This window comes from Acinetobacter halobius, from assembly GCF_044130335.1.
Lineage (GTDB): Bacteria > Pseudomonadota > Gammaproteobacteria > Pseudomonadales > Moraxellaceae > Acinetobacter.
Genome location: NZ_JBIQOD010000011.1, coordinates 97,495 through 121,522 on the forward strand (window position 1 = coordinate 97,495; position 24,028 = coordinate 121,522).

A 24,028-nucleotide genomic window follows, 5' to 3' on the forward strand; every position below is an offset into this window, starting at 1 on the left:
GAATTGGGTTAAATCCAATAAATATATTAAAAACAAATAGATATGAGGTTACATTTGTAACTTTTTTAAATGGTTACATGTAACTTAAAAGTAACCTAAATGTTACCTTTATAAAATAAATATTTAATTATTAAAAACATATAGTTAATACCTATTCTTGAAATCTGTAACTTTTGTAACCTCTTTTTTTTATGACCTAAATTTTTGAGCATTAATTACAAATCCCTTTAAATATTTGTTTGTTTTTCTCTGTTTCTCAAGTACTTTTCTCCACAGACTTCCACACTATTTAAGTAAGTACTTGCTTGGTAATAAAAAATTGGTTCCGACCCTCGGGACCAAGATATTAAAAACCCCAAGCATATTCAGTCTTGGGGTTTTTTATTGCCCGAAATTTATGGCTGAGGCTGTTGATGACTTGAAGTTATAAAAGTACAGATAAATCATGTTTTTTCAAATAGTAAAATAAATCCAAAGATAAAGTCTCGCCATAGTTGATTTTTTTGTTAAATGCCATCATCGTATTGTTGTATTTTTATATTGTTTTAATAGTGAAAGTTTGCTAATACATAGAATAAATAATGGGTTTGTGCCGATAAAATCACAAAAGATGAGGCAGAAATGGGTATTCAATTACTGGAAATCGGGTCTGATACAGAACAATTAAGTGCTTGTCACTTATCTTTATTATTGGGTGTAAATACTCAAGATAACAAAATTCAAAGCTTCCTTAAGTTTGCAAGAAAAATTTTGCGAGCAAGAACAGCGATTTTAACATTTATAGATGAGCCTTATATTTGGTATGTTGCTCAAAATTCCTTTAACGCTGTTCATCGACCCGCTGAAAGCAATTTTTCAGTTTATTTTGATGACCATTTCTTTATAGATGTACAACATCCAAATTATAAAAAAATGTCGCAATCTCTCTCCGATTTGGGCTTTGTGCATCATCGAATGGTCGCAATAGACTTAAAAGAGGATGCAAAGTCGATTGGTCAGTTGATTTTGTTTGATGAGCAACAGGATGCTTTTGATCGAGATGCGATTGACAGTGTGAAAGAGCTTGCAATGAGTTTTCTTAATATTCTGTATTTGCGTATGGAAAATGCCGAACTTAAGGAGTTATATGAGCAGCAAGTGGCTATGAATGTCAGTAAAACCAAGTTTTTCCAAATTATTGCACATGATTTAAGGGCACCGTTTCATGGCTTAATTGGCTTCTCAGAGGTGTTGGCTGAAGAGCGTGAGAGTTTGGATGAGTTGGGTATACAAAGTATTGCAGACTATTTACATGATACTGCCCAATCGACTTATAGCTTGTTAGAAAGCTTGCTGAATTGGGCTATGGCGGAGGGAGGGCGTTCTTTCTACCATCCGATTCATTATAAACTTAAACAGTCTTCACAAATTGTCTTTGATGTACTAAATGGTCTAGCGGTCAATAAAAATATTCAACTGATCGACCGTGTCCCTGATGATTTAAGAATTTTTGCCGATATCAATATGGTGACCTCTGTCATTCAGAACTTGGTCTCAAATGCACTCAAATTCACCCATATGCATGGCAATGGTGTGGTAACGATTGATGCTAAACAGCGCGATGACTTTATTGATATTTATATTCAAGACACAGGTTTAGGCATGACGCATGGGCAAATTGAATCATTATTTGAACCGAAGTTGACGATCAGCTTTAAAGGTACAGCGGGGGAAAAAGGTACGGGTCTAGGATTAGTACTCTGCAAACGTTTCGTTGACTTAAATAAAGGCGAAATTTCTGTAACGTCTAAAGAGGGCGTTGGGTCAACCTTCATCGTCAGCTTACCGCGCTCAAACAGCGCACACCAAGCTTTGTCTTTGGTTTCGCCCCAACAAGAATTTATTGAATAATCATGTTTTCTTTATAAAAATAATTCGCTTAATATCATGATCTGCTGTTATAAATAACCAAAATAATGTGAAAGGGTCGATCATGAATGCTGAGCAATTGCAAAAGACATTGCGCGCAAGTCAATATGCTGAACAAGTCCTATCTATACATCATATTGATATCGAAAAAGATTATGCTATTGATCAATTTTCTCAGCCACTGACGACCGAACAAATTTTTGCTGTAGTTCAGCAGACTTTACAAGATATAAGTGATGAAAATACATGGATGCGCGCACTCCGTGTTTTACGGGCACGCCTCATGTTTCGTTGGATTTGGCAAGATGCCAATCAGTTGATTGATGTGATGACCTTGACGCGCGAGCTCTCTGATTTTGCTGATGCGGCGATATGCGTTGCTAAAGAATTTGCATTAGTACCCTTGATTGCTAAATATGGGCAACCTGTAGGCTATAACCATAAACTTCAAGATTTAATCGTGGTTGCGATGGGGAAACTCGGTGCACAAGAGCTGAATTTGTCCAGTGATATTGATCTGATTTTTGCCTTTGACGAGCAGGGTGAAACAGATGGGCGCAAGTGTATTGATGTACAACAGTTTTGTATTTTGTGGGGACAGAAGCTGATTTATTTGCTGGACCATATCACTGCGGATGGTTTTGTTTTCCGTGTAGATATGCGTTTGCGTCCTTGGGGTGACGGTTCAGCACTGGCGATTAGTCATGCCGCTCTGGAAAAATATTTAAGTCAGCATGGGCGCGAGTGGGAGCGCTATGCGTGGATCAAGGCGCGAATTGTTACGGGTGGAAAAGAGGGGAATGCGTTATTGGGCATGACTCGTCCTTTCGTATTCCGTAAGTATGTCGATTACACTGCTTTTGAAGCCATGCGCGAAATGAAAGCCATGATTGAGCGTGAGGTGCTACGCCGTAATATTGAAGACGATATTAAGTTAGGTGCGGGCGGTATTCGTGAAGTCGAATTTATTGTACAAGTGTTCCAATTAATTTATGGCGGGGCAAAATTAGAGTTACAAGACCGTCAATGTTTAGTCAGCTTGCATCATTTGGGTGAAGTGGGTCTACTGGATGGGCAAGCAGTCAATGAGCTAGAAGATGCTTATTTGTTTTTGCGCCGTGTAGAGCATGCGATTCAAGCCTTGAATGATCAACAAACCCAGTCTTTACCAACAGAACCTGAACTGCGTCAGCGTATGATTGATACTTTGGGCTTCGCAAGTTGGGATACATTTATTGAGTATTTAAACCAAAAGCGCGCCAAAGTCATTTACCAGTTTGAGCATTTAATTAAAGAAAAAGAACATGACCCTTTTGTGGAAAGTTTTAGTCAACTTGAGACGCGTTTAAATGAAGTCTTGGATGAGGGGGCGAAAAATCTTATACACGAGTTTTGGCATGGTCATGCGTTAAAAAAATTGCCTGCCAAAGCGGTACAACGTTTAAAGATGTTTTGGCCACATTTGATTGAAGCGATTTTACAGTCAGATAAACCACAAGCCGCATTGCTACGTCTCATGCCCTTGGTGGAGTCAGTGATGCGACGCACCGTATATTTTGTCATGTTGATTGAGAGCAAAGGGGCTTTACAACGCTTAGTCAAAATGGCAACGGTGAGCCCATGGATTTGTGAAGAATTAACCCATTATCCAGTGCTGTTGGATGAATTCTTGTCAATGGATTTTGAGCTGCCTCGCCGTCAAGATTTGGAAGATTCGCTACGTCAACAGTTACTCCGCATTGAGCTGGATGATGTTGAAGACTTGATGCGTGTACTGCGCCTATTCAAAAAATCCAATGTGTTGGCAGTCGCGGCTAGCGATGTCTTGGCAGAAAGCCCATTGATGAAAGTATCTGATGCTTTGACGGATATTGCAGAGGTTTCGGTCAGTACAACTTTGAATTTGGCTTACCAAATCACCGCAAAGAAACATGGTTATCCGCTTGATACGGACGGTCAACGTTGTTCGATTGATCATTTGGCATTTGCAGTCGTGGGCTACGGTAAAGTTGGCGGGATTGAGCTGGGTTATGGCTCAGACTTAGATTTGGTCTTTATTCATTATATGGATGAGCAGGCTGATACTGATGGGTTAAAGGCCATCAGTGGATTTGAATTTGCCATGCGGGTAGCTCAGAAATTTATGTCACTAATGACGACTCAAACGCTTGATGGTCGGGTTTATGAAATTGATACCCGCTTACGTCCATCAGGGGAAGCTGGGGTATTGGTGACGAGTTTAAAGGCTTTTGAGCAATATCAATTGAAAAGTGCATGGATGTGGGAGCATCAAGCATTGGTGCGTGCTCGTTCGATTGCAGGTGAGGCCAGCCTACGTGATAAGTTTGAAGCACTGCGTTGCCAAATTTTGACGCAACCGCGTGATGAAGAAAATGTACGTGCAGAAGTGTTGAACATGCGTCAGAAAATGAAAGACCATTTGGGTTCTTCTAAAGAACAACAAAAAGATGGAATTTTTCATTTAAAACAAGACGCAGGTGGTATCGTCGATATCGAATTTATGGCACAGTATGCTGTGTTGGCGTGGAGTGGGTCTCATCCAGATCTTGCCCATTATTCCGACAATGTACGAATCCTTGAAGACGCCGCAAAAGCCAGTTGCTTATCCAGCGACGATGCGACCGCATTGATTCAAGCTTATCTCAGTGAACGAGCCGAGAGCCACCGCTTAGCCCTTGCGAATCAATCCATGCAAGTAAATGCTGCGGACTGGCGCGATACCCGAGTGATCGTTTGCAAATTATGGCAAAGATTAATTGATCCAAGCTCAATTGTGAGCATTGGGTAACATGACTGTGTATATAAATTTGGAGTGTGTGTCATGAATTTGGCTGATCGTGATGGTTTTATTTGGCAAGATGGACAATTGGTTGACTGGCGTGAAGCGAAAACTCACGTCTTAACACATACCTTGCATTATAGCATGGGTGTGTTTGAAGGTGTCCGTGCCTATGAAACACCGAATGGCACGGCTATTTTCCGTTTAAAAGAACACACTAAGCGTTTATTGAACTCTGCAAAAATTTATCAAATGAAAGTTCCATTTGATCAAGCAGCACTAGAGCAAGCTCAAATTGATGTGGTTCGTGAAAATAAATTAGCATCTTGTTACTTGCGTCCAATTATCTTTATTGGTTCGGAAAAGCTGGGTATTGCTGCCACAGATAATACTATTCATGCTGTTGTTGCTGCGTGGAGTTGGGGTGCCTACCTCGGTGATGAAGCGATGGCGAAAGGTATTCGTGTGAAAACTTCATCGTTTACTCACCACCATCCAAACGTGACGATGTGTAAAGCAAAAGCGTCAGGTAATTACACTTTGTCGATTTTGGCTCACCAAGAAGTGGCACATTCTGGTTATGACGAAGCAATGTTGCTCGACCCACAAGGTTATGTATGTCAAGGTTCTGGTGAAAACGTATTCTTGGTCAAAGATGGTGTATTACATACGCCAGACATCGCAGGTGGTGCACTGGATGGTATTACACGTCAAACCATTATTACCATTGCAAAAGATTTAGGATATGACGTGGTTGAGCGTCGTATTACCCGTGATGAGTTCTATATTGCAGATGAAGCATTCTTTACAGGAACGGCTGCTGAAGTGACGCCAATTCGTGAATATGATGACCGTGAAATCGGTTCAGGTACGCGTGGCCCAATTACTGAACAAATTCAAACCACATTCTTTAATGCGGTTAAAGGTAAAGATCCGAAATATGCACATTGGTTGACTTATGTAAAATAAGTAATTTGATGTGAAAAGGGCTCTTCGGAGCCCTTTTTTATTTTCTCTATTTTATTTTTATTGACTAATTTTGATTTTAAAATGATCAATACCACATTATCTATTAGTTTCTGAAAAAATATAATATTCACAAAGCATACACAATTGAATAAATTTGTTATCATTTGGTAAAAATGAGATGTATTTAAAATTTAACCAATGATTAACAATCTTATATATCAAGCAAAAGTAATTAGAACGATGTTTGTTTCGGATGAAAAATATCTAACAAAAAGGTTTATTAATAAATTGGGATATACCCCAAATTTTAATCAACCAGAAAGTTTTAATGAGAAAGTGACTGCGCGAATGATTTTTGAAAGAAGCGCACTACACACTAAATTAGCAGATAAATTCGCTGTCAGAGAGCTGGTGATAGATCGAATTGGTGAAGAATATATGGTTCCATTGATTGGGACATATTGTGATTTTAATGATATCAATTTTGATCAATTTCCAAACCGGTTTGTTTTAAAATGCACGCACGATAGTGGAAGTGCTACGATTTGTCATGATAAAGATTCATTTGATTTTAATCGGACAGAAATTAAGCTCAAAAATAGTTTAAAGATGAATATGTACTACCGCAAACGCGAGTGGCACTATAAAAATATTTCGCCGCTTATTTTGGCGGAGCATTATGTTGATTTATATCGTGATGCTGAAACACTTGCGACTATTACGACCTGCCGAGTTCACTGTTTTGAAGGGCAACCGATGTATGTTGAGGTTGATGTTCGTGGGCATGATGGTACTGAATATTCAAATATTTATGATACTTCTTGGTCATTACAGCCGTTCACCGTTGACTTGAAAGAAAATACACCGCAACCAGTTATTGAGCCTTGCAGGATGAAGAAGATGATGGAGTTATCTGAAAAACTTTGTTTGGAATATGGCTATAGCCGAATAGATTTTTTATTGTCGCAAGATGCAATACTGTTTAGCGAAATTACATTAACACCAAACGCAGGGCGTATGGTTATTTCTCCTGCTGAGTGGGATATCAAACTGGGAGCCTTATGGCGCTCTTAATGTGGCCTACAGAGTATTATTGGATTAATTTAAAAAAATATTTGATTATTCGATATTCTGAAATAGGATATTATTTGAATACTGTGCAGATGCTCTTTAATGATTAAAAAGCCTGACAATTAAAATTGATTATATCTAAGATTGTCGATTTAAATATCATGGAAAATAAAACCCCTAATCATAAAAAATTAGGGGTTTTATTTTGTACAGCTTAATGACCACATTCGCCTTTAAACTTGGTAGAAATTTCGATACCACTGTACAAACTGTTGGACGCCGTCTTCAACTGAAACTGAAGGCTTATAGCCTACACTTTGTTCCAAGGCTGTACTGTCAGCAAAAGTGTCGGGTACATCGCCTGCTTGTAAAGGTAATAAGTCCAAAATGGCTTCTTTATCTAATGCTTTTTCAATTGCATGAATATATTCAATCAATTTAACAGGATTATTATTGCCGATATTAAAGACACGGAAAGGCGCATTGCTGGTCGATGGATCTGGATGGTTGCTATCCCAGTTTGGATTGGCTTGTGCAATTTGATCGCTTGAGCGAATCACACCTTCGACAATATCTGCAATAAACGTAAAATCACGGGTATGGTTACCATGATTGAATACAGGAATTGGCTTGTTTTCAATGATATTTTTAGTGAATTTGAATAAAGCCATGTCTGGGCGACCCCACGGGCCATAGACCGTAAAGAAGCGTAAGCCAGTGGTTGGCAGTTGGAATAAATGACTATAACTATGAGCCATTAACTCATTCGCACGTTTGGTGGCAGCGTAAAATTGCACAGGATGGTTGACCCCATGTTTTTCACTAAATGGCATGGTGGTATTGGCACCGTAGACGCTACTTGTGCTGGCATAAGTGAGATGCGGTGTTTTCGCATAACGACATGCTTCAATAATATTGGTAAAGCCAATAATATTGCTTTCGACATAACTCATTGGGTTTTCAAGTGAGTAGCGCACGCCTGCTTGTGCGGCCAAGTGAATGACGCGATCAAACTGATGCTGTTGAAAGCATTGATCAACTGCTATTTTATCGGCAAGATTGGCTAGAATGAACTCGAATTGTCCTGCATTTTGGGTGGCTGTTTGATTTAATAAATCAACACGTGCTTGTTTTAGCGTAGGATCATAATAATCATTCATGTTGTCAAAGCCGACAACGCTATCACCACGTTCAAGCAACTTTTTAGCAACATGAAAACCAATAAAACCTGCTGCACCTGTGACTAAAACTTTCATTCATCACCTCCAAAAATATCACGAGTATAAATTTTATCTTCAACATCACTTAAGTCCTGAGACTTGCGATTGGCAATGATGACATCACTTTGCTGCTTAAATTGATCTAAATTATTGACTACTTTTGATTTAAAGAATTCTTCTTCATTTAAAGTTGGTTCATAGACAATCACATTAATCCCTTTGGCTTTAATGCGTTTCATAATGCCTTGGATAGCTGAAGCCCTAAAGTTATCTGAGCCACTTTTCATCACTAAACGGTAGATACCAACAGTGTTTGGGTTTTTGGCAATAATGGAATCTGCAATAAAGTCTTTACGTGTACTGTTGGAATCGACAATCGCTTGAATTAGGTTGCTTGGCACTTGATTGTAATTGGCAAGAAGTTGCTTGGTGTCCTTAGGTAGACAATAGCCACCATAACCAAAGGATGGGTTATTGTAATGGTTGCCAATACGTTGATCTAAACATACGCCTTCAATAATTTGACGGGTATCCAGACCGAAGGACTGCGCATAGGTATCGAGTTCATTAAAATAAGCGACGCGCATTGCAAGGTAAGTGTTGGCAAATAATTTAATTGCTTCAGCTTCTGTAGAGTCTGTAAATAATACTGGACTATCTTTTTTAATGGCACCTTCAATCAACATGTCTGCAAACAATTGAGCACGTTCTGATTTTTCACCGACAATAATACGTGAAGGATAAAGATTGTCATGTAAAGCCTTACCTTCACGTAAAAACTCTGGAGAAAAAATAATGTTTTCGGTGTTGTATTGTGCTTTTACTTTCTGAGTAAACCCTACGGGCACCGTGGATTTAATAACCATGGTTGCTTGAGGATTAATTCCAACTACATCTTGGATTACGCTTTCGACACTTTGAGTATTGAAATAGTTGGTTTTTGTGTCGTAGTCGGTAGGTGTCGCAATAATGACAAAATCAGCGCCTCGATAAGCCTCATATTTGTCAGTTGTAGCACGAAAATTAAGCGGTTTCTCGCTTAAAAATGTCGATATATCTGCGTCCTGAATCGGAGATATTTTTTTATTCAACATGTCGACTTTTGTGTCGATGATATCCAGTGCAATAACTTCATGATGTTGTGAGAAGATCATGGCATTAGAAAGGCCGACGTAACCGGTGCCTGCAACTGCTATTTTCATATCAACCTGATTCTATATTCTTCATATGGGAGCTTGGATTCAAACCATTTCTGATTTGTAAAAAGCGACTTCGTATCATAGCACAAACTATTTTGAGTATTATGAAGGCTTTGAAAAAGCCATACACTAACTTCTTGTCAGAGATGTTATGATATGAAACAGAATGCTGGTGGATGATAGAACATGCAGGAAAACGTGAACGATGCACTGTTAAAACAGGCTGATACCCAAGCAGAACAAAATGTTGTGTTGTGCATGAAATGGGGCACCAAATATGGGGCCGAGTACGTCAATCGTTTATATAATATGGTGAAACGTCATACCACGGTTGATTTCAAAATGGTCTGCCTAACAGATCGTTCTGAAGGAATTGACCCTGCAGTTGAATGTTTTCCGATTCCACCATTGGCATTACCACCGGGGAGTCCTGAACGAGGGTGGAATAAGCTGTCTACATTTGAACCAGATTTGTATGGTTTAAAGGGGAATGCATTATTTCTAGATTTGGATGTGGTGATTGTTGACAATATTGACAGTTTCTTTACCCACCCAGGGGATTTTCTGATTATTCATGATTGGAAACGCCCGTGGCGTATTACAGGTAATAGCTCGGTTTACCGTTTTAAATTGGGCGCTTTCCCGGGATTAATGCCTTATTTCCGTGAACATTTTGATGAAATTCGTCAGAAGTTTCGTAATGAGCAAGCCTATTTGTCATGGTATGTCGATCAAGAGAAAAAGTTGTCTTACTGGCCAGATAGTTGGTGTAAGAGCTATAAATATCACTGCCTACAAAAGATTCCTTTGGCATATTTCAAGCCGCCTGTGAAACCTGAAGGCGTTAAAATCATTATTTTCCATGGTGAGATCAATCCACCTGACGCGATTCATGGTGGCGGTGGGAAATGGTATCGCTATGTATTGCCATCGCAGTGGATTAAGGATGCGTGGCAATAATTGCCACTAAGTAGACTCATGTTTTGAAGTGATCAAGCGAATGCAAAATATTGATGTTGTGATTGCCTGGGTAGATGGTAATGACATTGAACTGAAAAAAAAGCGCCATAAATATTTGACGGGTGAAGATGCCTCTGATGCGATCAGTGATACGCGTTTCGCCAGCAATAATGAAATTTATTACAATATTGCTTCAATTTTAAAATATGTTCCTTTTTGTCGTCATATTTATGTTGTAGCGGACAATCAACGTCCTGAATTTATTGATGAGTTTGTCGCGCAGGGCCTATGTGCTAAGGATAAAATTCGGGTGGTCGATCACCGCGAAATTTTCAAAGGTTTTGAACAGCACTTGCCCACATTCAATACACGTTCTATTGAAACGATGCTTTGGAATATTGAGGGATTGTCGGATTATTTTATCTACCTGAATGATGATTTCTTTTTTAATTCGCCAGCAAAAATTGAAGACTTCTTAAAAGATGATCATTTGGTGGTCTATGGTCACTGGCAAAGTAGCTTTGCGCTTAAAGCCAAGCTGAAATATCGCCAGTTTATGAGTCGTCAATTGGGTCAACCTATACAGCCTAAGCATATGATTGCGCAGATGCTTGGTGCGGATATTTTAGGCTTCAATAAGTTCTTTGAAATTCATCATTATCCTCATATTGTAGATCGTGATGCATTAAAGGATTATTTGCTTGCGCATCCGCAGCGTTTAGAAACACAGATCAAGTTTAAATTTCGAAGTGTAGAACAGCTAAATCCAATTTCACTGATGAACCATATTAAGATTCAAAAACAGCAGGCGGAGTTGAAGCCTGATCTTGAACTGGCGTATCTTAAAAATCAGGATAGTTTGAATAGTTTTATACAGGCGCTTCAAAATCCCGAAATTAAATATGGTTGTATTCAAAGTTTGGATCAGCTGAGTAGCGATGCTGCAAAGCAGATCAGTGATGCAATGCATGAAAAATTAGCAGACTATTTACCCCATTCCGTTTTGGTTTAAAGGTTCATGATGAAAGTTGTTACTTATTTAATTAATTTGGACGGCAGTCAGGAACGACTTGAGCGAGCAACACAGCAGTTGGATCAAGTCAATTGGCCTTTTGAGCGCTTTTCTGCGGTCGATGGTCGAGGCAAAGCACTCACTGAGTTTACAAACTATGATGATCATGGTGCGAATCAAGCACTGGGTCGTAGTTTGATGAATTCAGAGTTGGGGTGTTATTTGAGTCACTACGGTTGCGCGGAGAAGTTTCTAACGACAGATGCTGATTATTTAGTTGTGCTTGAAGATGATATGAAGATTAATCAAGAGTTTAAAGACAAGCTTGATGGCGTACTTACCTATCTAAATCAGCATAAAGAATTAGATTGGTATTTGATCAATATTGCAGCCAAAAAGAAAAAACTAAGCAAAGATGTTACGAATATTGATGGCATGAGTTTATGGCACGCTTTTTATTTCCCTATTCGCGGTCTCGGTTTAGTTTGGTCACGCAAAGGCGCTGAATCGTTTATACACGCAGGAAAATCAATGACCATGCCTGTTGATATTTTCTTTCAAACTTGGCTCAGTAAAAATGGGAAAGGTTTAGGAGTATGGCCTGCATTGGTCAAACCAGCGGGTCTAGACAGTGATATTTTGGGCACTGTAGCCGCACAAGGAATTTCTCGTAAAGAAAGAGAAGGTCGAAGTTTTTCTTATGGGGTTAAAAAGCAAAAACGAATGTGGCGTGACAAATTTTATGCGGTGAAGCATAAGTATTTGTAATTGTCCTAAGGTGTTTCGATACAAGGCTAAATGATCGACTAAAATGAAAATTTTTAAAAAGTTATTTTATATTTTAAAGTTTTATACACTGCTTAATTTAAAACAACGAAATAAATGTGATGCCATAGATAACTATGCAGATCAGATCGTTTTACAGGCTAAGCCAGAGAATCAAAGCGTTCAATTACCTAAAAAGATATGGATCTATTGGGAAGGGAACATGCCAGCTTTGGTTCGGCATTGTATTGATCATATTCAGAAATTACATCCTGACTATACTGTGAATCTGTTAAATCCAAATAATGTCGCAGATTTTATTAGTTTTGACCTAACCTCACCTATTTTGCAAAAAGCAACATCCCAGCAACGCGCAGATTTAATCCGTTTTGACTTGATTTATCATTATGGTGGGATTTGGTTGGATGCAAGTATTATTGTTTATAAAAAATTAGATTGGATTGAAAATCTCATCCAGCAAACAGGAACACAAAGCTTTGCCTATTATCGGAAAAAAAATACGACGCTGGCTGATTTTCCCGTGATTGAAAATTGGTTACTGGCGAGTGTAGAAAAGAATCCATTTTATCAATTATGGTTTGATGAACTTTTTAAGGCGATTGATCTCGGACCAAAGCAATATATCCAATATATCCAAGCCAACTATGATAATTCTCAAGACTATTTTCAGCGTATTGGTCGGTTAGAGTATCTTGTGGCTTATGTCGCGTGTCAGAAGGTGATGCGAGATTTAGTACCGAGTATGGTATTAATCAATTGTGATAAAAATGCGTTTTTCTATCAAGTTAAAAATAAATGGGTTAAAGAAAAGACCCTCATTGATTTAGCTATTCATGAGTCACCAGATGAGTATCCGAATCTCATAAAACTTGCGGGGAAAGAGCGTCAGATATTGGATAAGCATTTTGTGCGAGGACAATATTTTAAGCACTCACTCTTAGATTTTTAGTCAGCACTCGAAAAAATAAACTTGAATCGGATGCATTTTATTGGGATTTAAATAAGTCCTTTGCATTTATTTTTGGAAATGCTTCCACAGCGCTATGTTCAGAAAGGTTATATACGGTAATTCCTTGAGCCTTAAAGAACTGTGCTGCTAAGTCGAAGGCTGGTAATGTGAAATCCAATGATCTGTCTAAAAGCGTTGGTTGTTTATTTTCAGCACTCTCATAGAAACGGGGTTGGGTAAAATTATTCATGTCTAACCCAGCTAAGTAAATCTCTTGATAGCGGAGTGAGTGAATAATCTGTAGTGCAACGTAGGCTACAGTAAAATAATCAAAGATCGCGGTATATATTTGAGTTGAAAAACCCAATTGATTGTTGGTATAGAAATAATTTTTTTGCATGTCGACAGCTTTTTTAGGCTGTAAGATTGGTTCAATTTCACCGCGAGTAATAGGCTCTACTACTCTAATGTTACATTGGATATCCTGAAATAAAACTTTTCGTAAAATCAGATCTAAGCAACGTGGTGTAGTGTAAAACGTACAATTGCTATTGAGAACTTTCAACACTAAATCAAAACGGCTCTCAACGAAATTATGGTCAATAATGACATAATGTTTAAACACAACATTAGGCATCGAAATTGCGCCATTTAATCCAACATAATCTATATCGGAGCGGGTAAAAGCTTCGGGAGGGATTTGTTGGACTGATGGCCCAGTTGCAATCATCATGCATAGTTTGTTTTCTGTACAAACAGCTTGTGTATTATCGACGACCAACTTCTGTTTGAAAAAAAGTTTTTGTAAACCATTTTCAGTATCACGTTCAACCTGATAATACGGCCAAAAACGGCGATTATGTTTGTATTGATTTGAATGACTCAGTTTGTAAACGACTTTATAAATATTTCTAAAACACAAGTTTGAAAAAAATAATTGCAAGGTCTGTAGCTTTTTAGGAATCATAAACAAGTCATTCAGGTTGAACATTTTAAAAAATAGGCTAAGTTGTGACTAAAGCAGTCACTTTAAGCTTTAGTCATCTAGTCTAAATTTGTTGCCACTGAGTTTAGACTTTAATTTATTGAGCTTTTGAGTGAACCAAGATTCTTTTTGCCCTGGGCGTGTAATTTTATTGCCGTGATAGTTGGCTTGAGTTGCTTTGGTAAAAGCGCCAAAAGGTTCAATCATATATTGTTCTGGTTTGTATCCAGCAGCTAGCGCTTCGTCATAATATTGATCAAAAAGTGCTATTAAATCTGCCCGAGGGTGAGGCATGATTTCACCATCAAACCAGTGCTTTTGGCCTGTTGCTTCAAGACGAGGTAATGAATACTTATGACTGAACTGCGTGCCCATATCTGAGTAATGTAGAATTTTGATCTGTTCAATCGACATCCCTTCGCCATCAATATTATTGTAAGAATCTTGATAAGGTTGTACGAGATTTGGTTTTTCTTTTAGAAGGCGCATTAAATTCTTATGTGCATCTGGATTGGCTTGAATGTCTTTCAATGCAGGAAGATATTGTTTGGCTTTTTCGCAATCCCATACACAAGTACATAGACGTGCTGAGCTTTTGCCACCCTTAGCGATAACAATGGCATCATCCTGCATTGGATGAGACCAAAGTTCTGCAATATCACAAAGTACAATGACGTCGGCATCCATGTAAATTGCGCGACCTTCGAAGTTACACGATTCAGGAATGGCCCAACGGAAACCAGAAAAAGGAGTAGCCCATTTTTCAGTACGCCATCCCTCACCAGTCTCCTGATTGGTGTACCAAGGACTGTTTGTGTCATGACTCAGTTGCATCCAAGTAATATTCACCGGATGCGAAGTGTGCTTACGAAGACTATATTCAAGAACCATCATTTGTTCTAAGTCACAATTATTGGGATCACAACCTACAAATACTTGAATTGTTTGAGTCATCTTACACACCGTTTTATATAATTAGATTTTAATACAAAGTCATCGCTATAACTATAATAGGATTATAAGTGCTAAAAGCTAGTTCTGCGTAGTAGTTTTTTGCAAATAGTGTCTTGCTGAATGCGGTGCCGCTAGAGATATATGATGTGATTGGTCGCTTTAAATTGATGAGTTTGGTGGGTTCAACTAATATATTGGATATGAGTTAGAGATCTTCCTTAGATTGAGTTTGGTCATCATTGTATTTTATGATTTTGGCGGAATATTTTGAGTGAGAATAGAAGTACTTTCTCTGTAATTTTTGCATTTATACGTTAAATTTTAAGTATAAGTGTTCGATGATTTATAGATTTAAGTATTTGTAATTAAATATAAAATAGCCTTGAGTGTTTTTCAGGTTTTACAGGATCGGTAATGTTAACAGTTTTTGGTTTCCATACGAACGATAAGTTATATACGAAGCATGCGAATATTTTAAAATGCTCGGCAAATAAATTTGGTATAGATGTACATTTTCAAAGCTTTTCCAAAGATGATTGGCAAAAAATTATTGCTTTTAAGCCATGTTATATTGCAAAAGTTCGGCATGAGCTACAAGGGCCGATTTTGTATATAGATGCCGATGCGATTATTCTCGAAGATATTCGACCTTATTTTGAATCAATCACAGAAGATATTGCGGTGCACTATATTCATAATAATCGTTTAATTAGTGCCACGTTGTTTATCAACGATACCCCAAATGCACGTCTATTGGTTGATGAGTGGGAAAAAAGACAGTTGGCTGAGCCTGATCGTTGGGATCAGGTTGTATTGCAGGAATTACTGGATGCATGGGTCGAAGAAAAACGCGTTACACTCAAAAAGCTACCGCCCGAGTATAACTTTATTTTTGACACATCGCGTAAAGCATACGGGGATACGGTTGAACCGATTATCGAACAATTACAGGCGAGTAGAGACATGCGTTGGGTGCAAAAATATCAGCGTAGAAATGCGTTTTACCGTTGGTTTATGCGCTCAACCACTTTAGCAAAAAGCACACGAAAAATTTTGACGCGTCACGCGGTTGTTAACGCACGGGCAAAGCAATTGGGAATTGATATACAGCTTGAACTTCAAGACCTCATGTAAATGGTGTTGAGGGCTGCTGTAGAGGGAGTTGGATCTGCTGGTAGGGAGCCTTTTTTAAAATATACCTGATCCAGTTGCCAAAGCTGTATTTCTCAATAATTTGTGGATCTACAGCGACATAAGGACTGTCTAAAAAGTCTTTCAATGTATCTAAATTTTTGCCATCCCAAATCAGAATGTTGTTGGGATGGTAAAAATCATAATTGCGTATTTGCGCATTGTTGGTGATTAATTTTTTTTGATAATACAGTGCTTCAAAGGTGCGGAAAGATAATCCTTTATGCACTGGATTGACTACATCTACCAATATATCTGCTTGATTAATATGTTGAAGGTTATCCTCATAGTCAATATTTTGGTTGATAAATTTTATTTCTGAAGTGTGATATTGCGTTTGCGCATCTGCTTGATCACCATGGCGAAATTTAATATTGAAATCTAAAGTAATACCATGCTCAATAAGCGCTTTTGCACAATGATCAATTGGTTGAGAGCGGTCGTCAAAATGTAGACCTACAAAGTAGGCAACAGTACCTGTGTGTAAGTTGGGTTTTGGAGGGTACACATCAAAATAGAAATTGGTACAACCTTGAAATTTGTAACTACTGTAGTTTGGATTTGATAAATCTTCTGGGTCAAATACAAAAAAATGGTCAAATAAATCAACAGATAATAATGTTTTAGGGAAGCGTTCTATGCCATTCCATTGGTAGCCAATAAAATGGTGACTCGAACCTGCTTTTAATAATTCTAAATGTTGATTATCAATTAAGTCTGGACGTATGACGAGTACATAATCAAAGGTATTATTCTGTAAAGCCTTGGAAATTTCTTCGGCAATGATTCGCTGTTTGATGGCATCTTTTGCTTTATCCTTATATGAAAAATCAGCCAAGAATAATTTTCGGAAAAGCGTGTAGATATTCATCCATCGTGAAAGTTTAATTTTTTGGATATTTTCAGGTGAGCTATTAATGAATTTGACTTCAAAGTTATGGAATTCTAAATTTTTCTGAATAGCTGTCGCAAAATTACTATGGCTGGGCATCACTAAGATTATTTTGTTGGTCATGATGTCTGTCTCATACGGGTCTCAATCTATTTTTAGGCCTATTTATACGACGGCTAAGGGGGCAACGCTTCCTAAAACAGTTTATATTTATTGGATATTTCTCTAGGCTGTACTCTAAATTTAACTGAGAATCTGACTAAATAAGATCATGCTTGGGAGTATTTTCTTGTGATCAGTTTATGTGTAATAAGCATAATCAGCCATGATTGGGTAATAGGTGATTTAATTAAACCAAGATCTACAGGTAAATTAAAGTTTTTTTGGTTTGCGAATACATGTTTTTTATGCTGCAAAAAAAGCAATAGGTACCGCCTTAGCGGCACTGTTGCTATACATAATTGCTAGCTTGATCATCAACAAAAAGTGTATTTAGAGTCGTAATATGATTACTCTGGTTTATCCGCATTGCCTTTCAAGACCATATAAATTAGGCCGACAAAAATCACAAAAGCACCCGCAAGACTACTTACACAGAAAAAGACAATCCGATTATAGGTTGTTAAATTAAATAATTGATTGTCTAGTATGTAACGCATGAACAACCATTGCGCGATAGCAAAAACAATTAGCACAATACCGCGACGACGGACTTCAGGACGCATAGCCATTTGCTTGCTCACAACTGATATAAAACAGGACGCTATTATGCCATTGCTGAGAATTGATCTCAAATAAATAAAAGTATGCCAATCAACCCTAAACTAAATAATTTTGATTTTATCTTATCGTCCTGTCTGAATCATGTCTTGCTCTATAGCATTTATACGGGTGGCAGCTTTTTATACGCATTGATCTTGCCTGCACAATTTCTAAAACGTCTATAGGACCAAATGTATTGTTCAGGTGCTTGGTTAATCATGTCTTGCATGGCAAGGTTTAAACAGTCCACAGACTGCTGTAGGTCTTTCGATAAAATCTCTTGAGATAACTTAGTACAGTACACATTAAAACCCGTTGCATCCGTATTACGAATACAACTTAATCCAATCACATTACATTGCGTTTTGGCGGCCATTTTTGAGACAAGAGTTGCGGATAATGTATGTTGTTTGAAAAAATATGAATAAATACCGCCACTCGGTTTTGGCAAATGATCGGGTAAAATTACGGTCAGTCCACCTTGTTTTAAGTGTTTGAAGATACTGCGGATCCCTGTTTCATCAGTAGGCACAAGAGTCGCATTAAACTTCTGGCGTGCTTCTAAAATATAGCGGTTCACTCCCTTCGTTTTATAGGGTTTATACATGATCATGGGTTGTGTATAGACGTTTAACCATGCATTTAACAGTTCCCAACAGCCGAAATGCGGAACAACCACAATCACGCCTTTTTTATTGGCTAAAGCCTCTGTGAGGACAGATTCTCCGTGAATATTTTTGAGTAAATCTAGGCTGTATTGGGGTGACATGCCCCAGCATTTTAAGAATTCAATATAAGTCTGACATTGGCTTTGAATGCTGAGATGAACGCGTTTTTGGAGTGTTGTTGGGGCGAGTTTAGGGTAGGCCAATTGCAGATTAATGCTAGTAATACGTTTGATTGAAGAATCACTATAATAAAGAAGGTGTGCAATTCCGCGAGCGATGTATTGTAGAAAGGGTAATGGCAAAATTGAAATGCTTTTAAGTAAATAATACATAGCCATATTTAAACTCAGAGATCTTATGCAAAAGATGTGATGAGAGAAAATTTTGCAAAGAGACTTAAAAATCTAAGATAGATAAAATCAAAAAAAGATGAGCGTCTTAAGAACAAAATAAATGAATAAATCAACAGAATGCTTTAGTGCCAGAACTGCTGCAATAAAATATAGACTATCGTGACCCACTGTAAGTGCGATAGATCAAAAGTTCAAAGGAAATTTTGGAAAATTTGAAGCGAAAAATCTGATCTAGGGGGGAGGGGACTGCCTTGTCTTAAATAAAAACCCTGCACATGGCAGGGTTTTTTAATCATAATCTAAAGATTATTTAGTTTCTTCAGCTTTTGGTTTTTCACGTAAACGAATACCCAAATCACGTAGTTGGTTTGATTCAACTGGTGCAGGCGCTTGTGTTAATGGACATTCAGCAGTTTTTGTTTTCGGGAATGCAATCACATCGCGAATAGAAGCACCACCTGTCATGAGCATGACTAAACGGTCTAGACCGAATGCCAAACCACCATGCGGAGGAGCACCGTAACGTAATGCGTTGAGTAAGAAGCTGAATTTCTCTTCGGCTTCTTCTTCACCAATGCCCAAAGCTTCAAAGATCGCTTTTTGCATTTCTAGGTTATGAATACGTAGTGAACCACCACCAATTTCAGTACCGTTTAACACCATGTCATAAGCCACAGAAAGCGCAGCACCTGGGTTGTTCTTCACATCTTCAACGCTTGATTTAGGCAGTGTGAATGGGTGGTGAACAGAGGTCCATTTGCCATCATCGGTTTCTTCAAACATTGGGAAGTCAACCACCCAAAGCGGCGCCCACTCGCAAGTCGACATCTTCAAGTCATGACCGACTTTAATACGTAAAGCACCCATGGCATCGTTGACAACTTTAGCTTTGTCTGCACCAAAGAACACGATATCGCCATTTTCTGCACCTACACGTTTCAATAGATCAAGCACGATCGGCTCGATGAATTTCACGATTGGAGATTGTAAACCTTCGATGCCTTTTTCAAGCTCGTTTACTTTAATGTAGGCTAAACCTTTCGCACCGTAGATGCCGACAAATTTCGTGTATTCATCAATTTGGCTACGTGGTAAAGAACCTGCACCCGGAACACGTAATGCAACGATACGGCCTTTAGGATCTTTAGCAGGACCTGCGAATACTTTGAATTCAACTTCTTGCATCAGGTCTGCAACGTCAACCAATTTCAACGGAATACGTAAGTCTGGTTTGTCCGATGCATAGTCACGCATAGCATCTGTATAGGTCATGCGTGGGAATTTATCGAATTGAACATCAAGAAGTTCTTTGAACATCTTAACCGTCAACGTTTCCATTAAATCCATGATGTCATCGTCACTCATGAACGATGTTTCAACGTCGATTTGGGTGAATTCAGGCTGACGGTCTGCACGTAAGTCTTCATCACGGAAACATTTTGCGATCTGGTAGTAACGGTCAATACCACCCACCATCAACAATTGTTTGAATAATTGTGGTGACTGTGGAAGTGCATAGAAGCTACCATTAGATACACGGCTTGGCACTAAGTAGTCACGTGCACCTTCAGGGGTTGCACGGGTTAAAATCGGGGTTTCAACGTCTAAGAAACCATTGTCTTCGAAATAGTTACGAATGAGGTTGGTTAGCTTAGAACGGAAACGTAAACGATCTAACATTTCAGGACGACGGATGTCCAAGAAACGGTATTTTAAACGAATTTCTTCAGAAATATTGGTGTTGTCATCATTCAATGGGAATGGAGGTGTTTCTGATGCCGCAAGAACTTCGATTTCTTTGCCCAAAACTTCGATTTGACCGCTCACCATATTGGCATTTTCTGTGCCTGCATAACGGCGACGCACACGGCCTGTAATTTTTAATACGAATTCTGAACGTACTTTGTCCGCAGTTGCGAATGCTTCAGGAGTGTCAGGGTCAATAACCACTTGCACAAGACCGTCACGGTCACGCATATCAAGGAAGATGACACCACCGTGGTCACGGCGACGGTGTACCCAACCGCAGAGGGTTACGGTTTCATCAATTTGAGCTTCGGTTAAAGAACCGCAGTAATGAGTTCGCATCATGGCGTTAAAAATCCAACTATATGGCTAAAGGTAGCGAATACGTAAACAGCGTACCGCCAGAAATAAAGGTAGGATTATGCCTCTTTGGACACCTAGTCTCAAGGTATAGCTTAAAAAAGGTATAAAATTGCTTGCCAGTCTTGCTGCAAACTTAGCCTAAACGGTGATCACGATCTAAAAATAAAAACAGAATGCAGCCAAAGATCAATATCAGTAAAGCGACTTGGCTAAATTCATTGATACTCCGCCCAGTAAAATAATATAGGTCTGACTGCCAAACTTGCGTAGGGATATAACGCGCATAGTCCCAAACACTCACCAGACCACCCAAAAGGCTGAATATGAACAGCCCAATGGCAAAGCGCCTGATTTTTAAACTGACAGGAAAATGTTGCTGGTATGTTTGGTAATAACGCCAACTCATCCATGCCAACAAAGGCAGAGCCAACGCCGATGTCCCAATTTGTAAAATACGGTGTAGTGGGAATGGGTGTCCTAGCAGAGCAACATTCTGGCTTAAAAAGTCCTGAAAAAATAAGGTTCGGAAGTCAGCATGAGTGAGTCCATCCCAGAATAAATGCGTGGCCGTACCGAGAAGTACTGCCAGAATGGTGCCTGTTAAAAATTTAAAAATACACATTGCACTGTTGAGCCTAAGCTCATGCTGAATGCCCACAAAACGATAAAAACAGGGCCGTAATAGCACATACCATAAAATACAAAAACTGAGTCCAATCCAAAGATCAGGGTGAATCAGTGACGTCCAATAGTGGGTGATATTTGAACTGGTCTGCGTAAACAGTCGATACAAATCGGGAGTCATGCAACCAATGGCAATCGCCGCAACTGGCAATCGGTCACCACTGAGTTTGGCTAAGGGAGGTGCGAGAACAGCATGTGAAATGGTAAAGGGCATTGTTATGTCTTAAATTACATAGACTTAAAATTTATGATTCAGTTTAACTGCTTTTTAAAATAGAAATGTTTTTTATTGCAATAAAAATGGAATGTTATATTATAACAATATTCAAAACTTGTAACTTGAGTCAGTTCCATGTCTTTTCATAAAAATTTGATTACGCTTTCTATTTTTACTGTCGTCGCACCAGGGGTTTTTGCAGAGGAAGCAACAACACAACTAGAAACGTTGACCAGTCAAGCCCATCCTTTGGTACAAACAGCGGCAGACTTTGCAGTCGCCGATCAGGTGATCGAGCAAAAAACATTAAAAGAACGTGCACCGACCATTGGAGATGCTTTGGCAGATGAGTTGGGGGTGTATTCAAATCAATATGGTTCAGGTTCAAGCCGACCAGTGATTCGTGGTCAAGATGGCCCACGAGTGAAGGTCTTACAACACGCCTCAGAAACCGCTGATGTCTCGGCTTTATCGCCGGACCATGCCGTGACGGTTGATCCGATTTTGGCGAAACAAGTTGAAATCATTCGTGGTCCTTCAACCCTATTGTATAGTGCAGGCACCGTGGGTGGTTTGGTTAATGTGACCGACCAAAAAATTCCAACAAGCATGCCTGAAAAGGGTATCGAAGGTACGGCAGGGTTACGTTACAACACGGGTAGCGACGAAAAATTGGCAAGTGCTGGGGCGACTGTTGCGTTGGGAAGTCAGTTTGCTCTACGGGTTGAGGGTTCAAAGCGTGAAGCAAATGACTATATTGCCCCGAACTACTACCATGAGCATGAGGGTGAACTCGAAAAAGAACGCCGTGTTGGAAATACCTTTGCCAAAGGTGAAACTGTCAGTATAGGGGGTTCATGGATTGGGGAGCGCGGTTTTGCGGGTATCGCCTATACCAATCGTCAAGATCAATATGGTCTACCGGGGCATAATCATGAATATGAAAGCTGTCATCCGCACGATGACCATTTACATTGTGGTGCCGATGGGCATGACCATGATCATGAAGAACACGAGGCAGGGCCTTGGGTTGACTTAAAGTCAGAACGTTATGATTTCCGTACAGAAGTCTTAAATCCGTTTGTAGGGTTCGATAAACTACGTGCTCATGCCAGTTATACTGATTATCAACATGATGAAATTGAAGGCGATAGTGTTGCAACCACCTTTAAAAGTAAGGGTTATGATGCGCGTTTAGAGTTGGTGCATCAGTCAATTGCAGATTGGGAAGGTGTGGTTGGCGTACAGTACAATCAACAAAAATTAGATATCACTGGTGAAGAGTCTATTTTAGACCCAACCAAGACGCAAAAATGGAGCGTATTTGGTTTAGAACATAAGCAGTGGAAGGACTTCCATTTTGAATTCGGTGCGCGTGTCGATCAGCAGACCATTGATATTGAGTCTGATCGAAAAGACTATGATGATTATGGCGTATCTTATTCGGGTGCTGTGAATTGGATGTTTGCACCCAACTATAAACTATCTTTGGTTGGATCTCATCAAGAGCGTTTACCTTTAGCGCAAGAGCTTTATGCTGATGGTAACCACCTAGCGACCAATACCTATGAACGTGGTAATGAAAATCTCGATGTTGAAAAATCCAATAACTTGGAGTTAGGTTTCCATTACGACACGGATAAAGTTGATTATCACGTGCATGTCTACCACAACTGGTATGACAACTATATTTATGCACAAACCACTGACCGTTATGAAAACTTCCGTCTAGTAGACTACACCCAAGACAAAGCGCGTTTTTATGGGACTGAAGCAGAAGCGTCTTATGCCATCAATGATGTGTATAAGATGAGCGTGTTTGGTGACTATGTACGTGGCAAAATTGACAATGAAAATGCTCCGCGAGTGCCTGCTGGTCGTTTAGGCACCAAAGTGAATGCAAACTTTAGTGATACGTGGTCGGGTACGGCAGAGTATTACCATGTATTTGAGCAAGATCGAATTGCAAGCTATGAAACGGAAACTGCGGGCTATAACATGGTAAATCTTGGCTTGGCGTATAATGGTCAATATATGCAGGGCAATGATTATCGTGTGTATTTCAAAGCCAATAACCTCTTGGATGAGACGGTTTATTCGCATGCTTCATTCCTATCGACCATTCCACAAGTGGGGCGTAACTTCACAGTTGGGCTCGACTTTAGTTTCTAAAATGCTACTTCAAGCTTCAACCCAACCTTTTCCGTAAAGAAGAGGTGCTTCCCACTGCTGTCCCATAAATATCACAAGAAGAACCTCAGCTGAGGTTCTTCTTGCTTATTCCACTTCTTATCAGGAAGAAATAGTGCCTTTAAGAGCTTCCTTTCAAATAAATTCAC

19 protein-coding genes are annotated in these 24,028 nt (G+C 39.1%); 10 read left to right on the plus strand and 9 right to left on the minus strand.

Going from position 1 to position 24,028, the window contains the following annotated elements; translation table 11 throughout:
- The first annotated feature begins 621 nt into the window (after nucleotides 1–621).
- From ACE01U_RS11160 to ACE01U_RS11175, 4 genes are all read left to right on the plus strand, one after another.
- On the plus strand, nucleotides 622–1,890 hold the full coding sequence (locus ACE01U_RS11160) for a sensor histidine kinase (protein WP_119064684.1): 1,269 nt from the start codon (nucleotides 622–624) through the stop codon (nucleotides 1,888–1,890).
- Nucleotides 1,891–1,972: 82 nt separating this feature from the next.
- Entirely contained in the window at nucleotides 1,973–4,717 is a 2,745-nt protein-coding gene (glnE, locus tag ACE01U_RS11165) for a bifunctional [glutamate--ammonia ligase]-adenylyl-L-tyrosine phosphorylase/[glutamate--ammonia-ligase] adenylyltransferase (protein ID WP_395579481.1), read from the plus strand.
- Nucleotides 4,718–4,750: 33 nt separating this feature from the next.
- Nucleotides 4,751–5,677: a branched-chain amino acid transaminase gene (locus ACE01U_RS11170; RefSeq protein ID WP_086210440.1), complete on the plus strand. Its 927-nt coding sequence runs from the start codon at nucleotides 4,751–4,753 to the stop codon at nucleotides 5,675–5,677.
- Nucleotides 5,678–5,875: 198 nt separating this feature from the next.
- On the plus strand, nucleotides 5,876–6,751 hold the full coding sequence (locus tag ACE01U_RS11175; protein ID WP_086210439.1) for an ATP-grasp fold amidoligase family protein: 876 nt from the start codon (nucleotides 5,876–5,878) through the stop codon (nucleotides 6,749–6,751).
- A gap of 230 nt (nucleotides 6,752–6,981) precedes the next feature.
- Here the strand turns inward: ACE01U_RS11175 and ACE01U_RS11180 are convergent, their stop codons facing one another.
- Both ACE01U_RS11180 and ACE01U_RS11185 read right to left on the minus strand, forming a co-directional pair.
- Complete coding sequence (locus ACE01U_RS11180) at nucleotides 6,982–8,004, minus strand: NAD-dependent epimerase (RefSeq protein WP_395579482.1); 1,023 nt, start codon at nucleotides 8,002–8,004, stop codon at nucleotides 6,982–6,984.
- The gene (locus tag ACE01U_RS11185) at nucleotides 8,001–9,170 is read right to left on the minus strand and encodes a nucleotide sugar dehydrogenase (RefSeq protein WP_086210437.1); all 1,170 of its coding nucleotides are present in this window, start codon (nucleotides 9,168–9,170) and stop codon (nucleotides 8,001–8,003) included. Before ACE01U_RS11185 ends, ACE01U_RS11180 begins: the two co-directional genes overlap by 4 nt.
- Before the next feature lie 183 nt (nucleotides 9,171–9,353).
- Between ACE01U_RS11185 and ACE01U_RS11190 the strand changes: the two genes are divergently transcribed.
- From ACE01U_RS11190 to ACE01U_RS11205, 4 genes are read left to right on the plus strand one after another with little or no spacing between them, the layout of a single operon-like run.
- Nucleotides 9,354–10,127 (plus strand): glycosyltransferase, encoded by a 774-nt coding sequence (locus tag ACE01U_RS11190; RefSeq protein ID WP_086210436.1) that lies wholly within the window; start codon nucleotides 9,354–9,356, stop codon nucleotides 10,125–10,127.
- Between the two features lie 40 nt (nucleotides 10,128–10,167).
- The gene (locus ACE01U_RS11195; protein WP_395579483.1) at nucleotides 10,168–11,139 is read left to right on the plus strand and encodes a stealth family protein; all 972 of its coding nucleotides are present in this window, start codon (nucleotides 10,168–10,170) and stop codon (nucleotides 11,137–11,139) included.
- Nucleotides 11,140–11,148: 9 nt separating this feature from the next.
- Nucleotides 11,149–11,907: a glycosyltransferase family 25 protein gene (locus tag ACE01U_RS11200; protein WP_395579489.1), complete on the plus strand. Its 759-nt coding sequence runs from the start codon at nucleotides 11,149–11,151 to the stop codon at nucleotides 11,905–11,907.
- A gap of 43 nt (nucleotides 11,908–11,950) precedes the next feature.
- A complete protein-coding gene (locus tag ACE01U_RS11205; RefSeq protein ID WP_086210434.1) occupies nucleotides 11,951–12,874 on the plus strand; it encodes a glycosyltransferase family 32 protein in 924 nt (307 codons plus the stop codon).
- A 37-nt stretch (nucleotides 12,875–12,911) separates the two neighbouring features.
- On the opposite strand, the gene ACE01U_RS11210 is transcribed toward ACE01U_RS11205, so the two are convergent.
- On the minus strand, nucleotides 12,912–13,841 hold the full coding sequence (locus ACE01U_RS11210) for a lipopolysaccharide biosynthesis protein (protein ID WP_110974665.1): 930 nt from the start codon (nucleotides 13,839–13,841) through the stop codon (nucleotides 12,912–12,914).
- Between the two features lie 69 nt (nucleotides 13,842–13,910).
- Nucleotides 13,911–14,813 carry a glycosyl transferase gene (locus tag ACE01U_RS11215; protein ID WP_395579484.1) on the minus strand — a complete coding sequence of 301 codons (903 nt, stop codon included), beginning with the start codon at nucleotides 14,811–14,813 and terminating at the stop codon, nucleotides 13,911–13,913.
- A gap of 414 nt (nucleotides 14,814–15,227) precedes the next feature.
- Between ACE01U_RS11215 and ACE01U_RS11220 the strand changes: the two genes are divergently transcribed.
- The gene (locus tag ACE01U_RS11220; RefSeq protein ID WP_086210431.1) at nucleotides 15,228–15,947 is read left to right on the plus strand and encodes a putative nucleotide-diphospho-sugar transferase; all 720 of its coding nucleotides are present in this window, start codon (nucleotides 15,228–15,230) and stop codon (nucleotides 15,945–15,947) included.
- On the opposite strand, the gene ACE01U_RS11225 is transcribed toward ACE01U_RS11220, so the two are convergent.
- The 5 genes from ACE01U_RS11225 to ACE01U_RS11245 all read right to left on the minus strand — a co-directional run bounded on the left by ACE01U_RS11225 (nucleotide 15,940) and on the right by ACE01U_RS11245 (nucleotide 21,686).
- A complete protein-coding gene (locus tag ACE01U_RS11225; RefSeq protein WP_395579485.1) occupies nucleotides 15,940–17,019 on the minus strand; it encodes a WaaS/CpsH family glycosyltransferase in 1,080 nt (359 codons plus the stop codon). The two genes, ACE01U_RS11220 and ACE01U_RS11225, sit on opposite strands and share 8 nt — an antisense overlap.
- A gap of 386 nt (nucleotides 17,020–17,405) precedes the next feature.
- Nucleotides 17,406–17,627: a hypothetical protein gene (locus ACE01U_RS11230; protein WP_086210429.1), complete on the minus strand. Its 222-nt coding sequence runs from the start codon at nucleotides 17,625–17,627 to the stop codon at nucleotides 17,406–17,408.
- Between the two features lie 152 nt (nucleotides 17,628–17,779).
- On the minus strand, nucleotides 17,780–18,664 hold the full coding sequence (locus ACE01U_RS11235) for a lysophospholipid acyltransferase family protein (RefSeq protein ID WP_395579486.1): 885 nt from the start codon (nucleotides 18,662–18,664) through the stop codon (nucleotides 17,780–17,782).
- 321 nt (nucleotides 18,665–18,985) lie between these two features.
- Complete coding sequence (aspS, locus tag ACE01U_RS11240; RefSeq protein WP_005401682.1) at nucleotides 18,986–20,770, minus strand: aspartate--tRNA ligase; 1,785 nt, start codon at nucleotides 20,768–20,770, stop codon at nucleotides 18,986–18,988.
- A gap of 151 nt (nucleotides 20,771–20,921) precedes the next feature.
- A complete protein-coding gene (locus ACE01U_RS11245) occupies nucleotides 20,922–21,686 on the minus strand; it encodes a DUF4184 family protein (protein ID WP_395579487.1) in 765 nt (254 codons plus the stop codon).
- A 138-nt stretch (nucleotides 21,687–21,824) separates the two neighbouring features.
- Between ACE01U_RS11245 and znuD the strand changes: the two genes are divergently transcribed.
- Nucleotides 21,825–23,861 carry a zinc piracy TonB-dependent receptor ZnuD gene (gene znuD / locus ACE01U_RS11250; protein WP_151706843.1) on the plus strand — a complete coding sequence of 679 codons (2,037 nt, stop codon included), beginning with the start codon at nucleotides 21,825–21,827 and terminating at the stop codon, nucleotides 23,859–23,861.
- The last annotated feature ends 167 nt before the right edge of the window (nucleotides 23,862–24,028 follow it).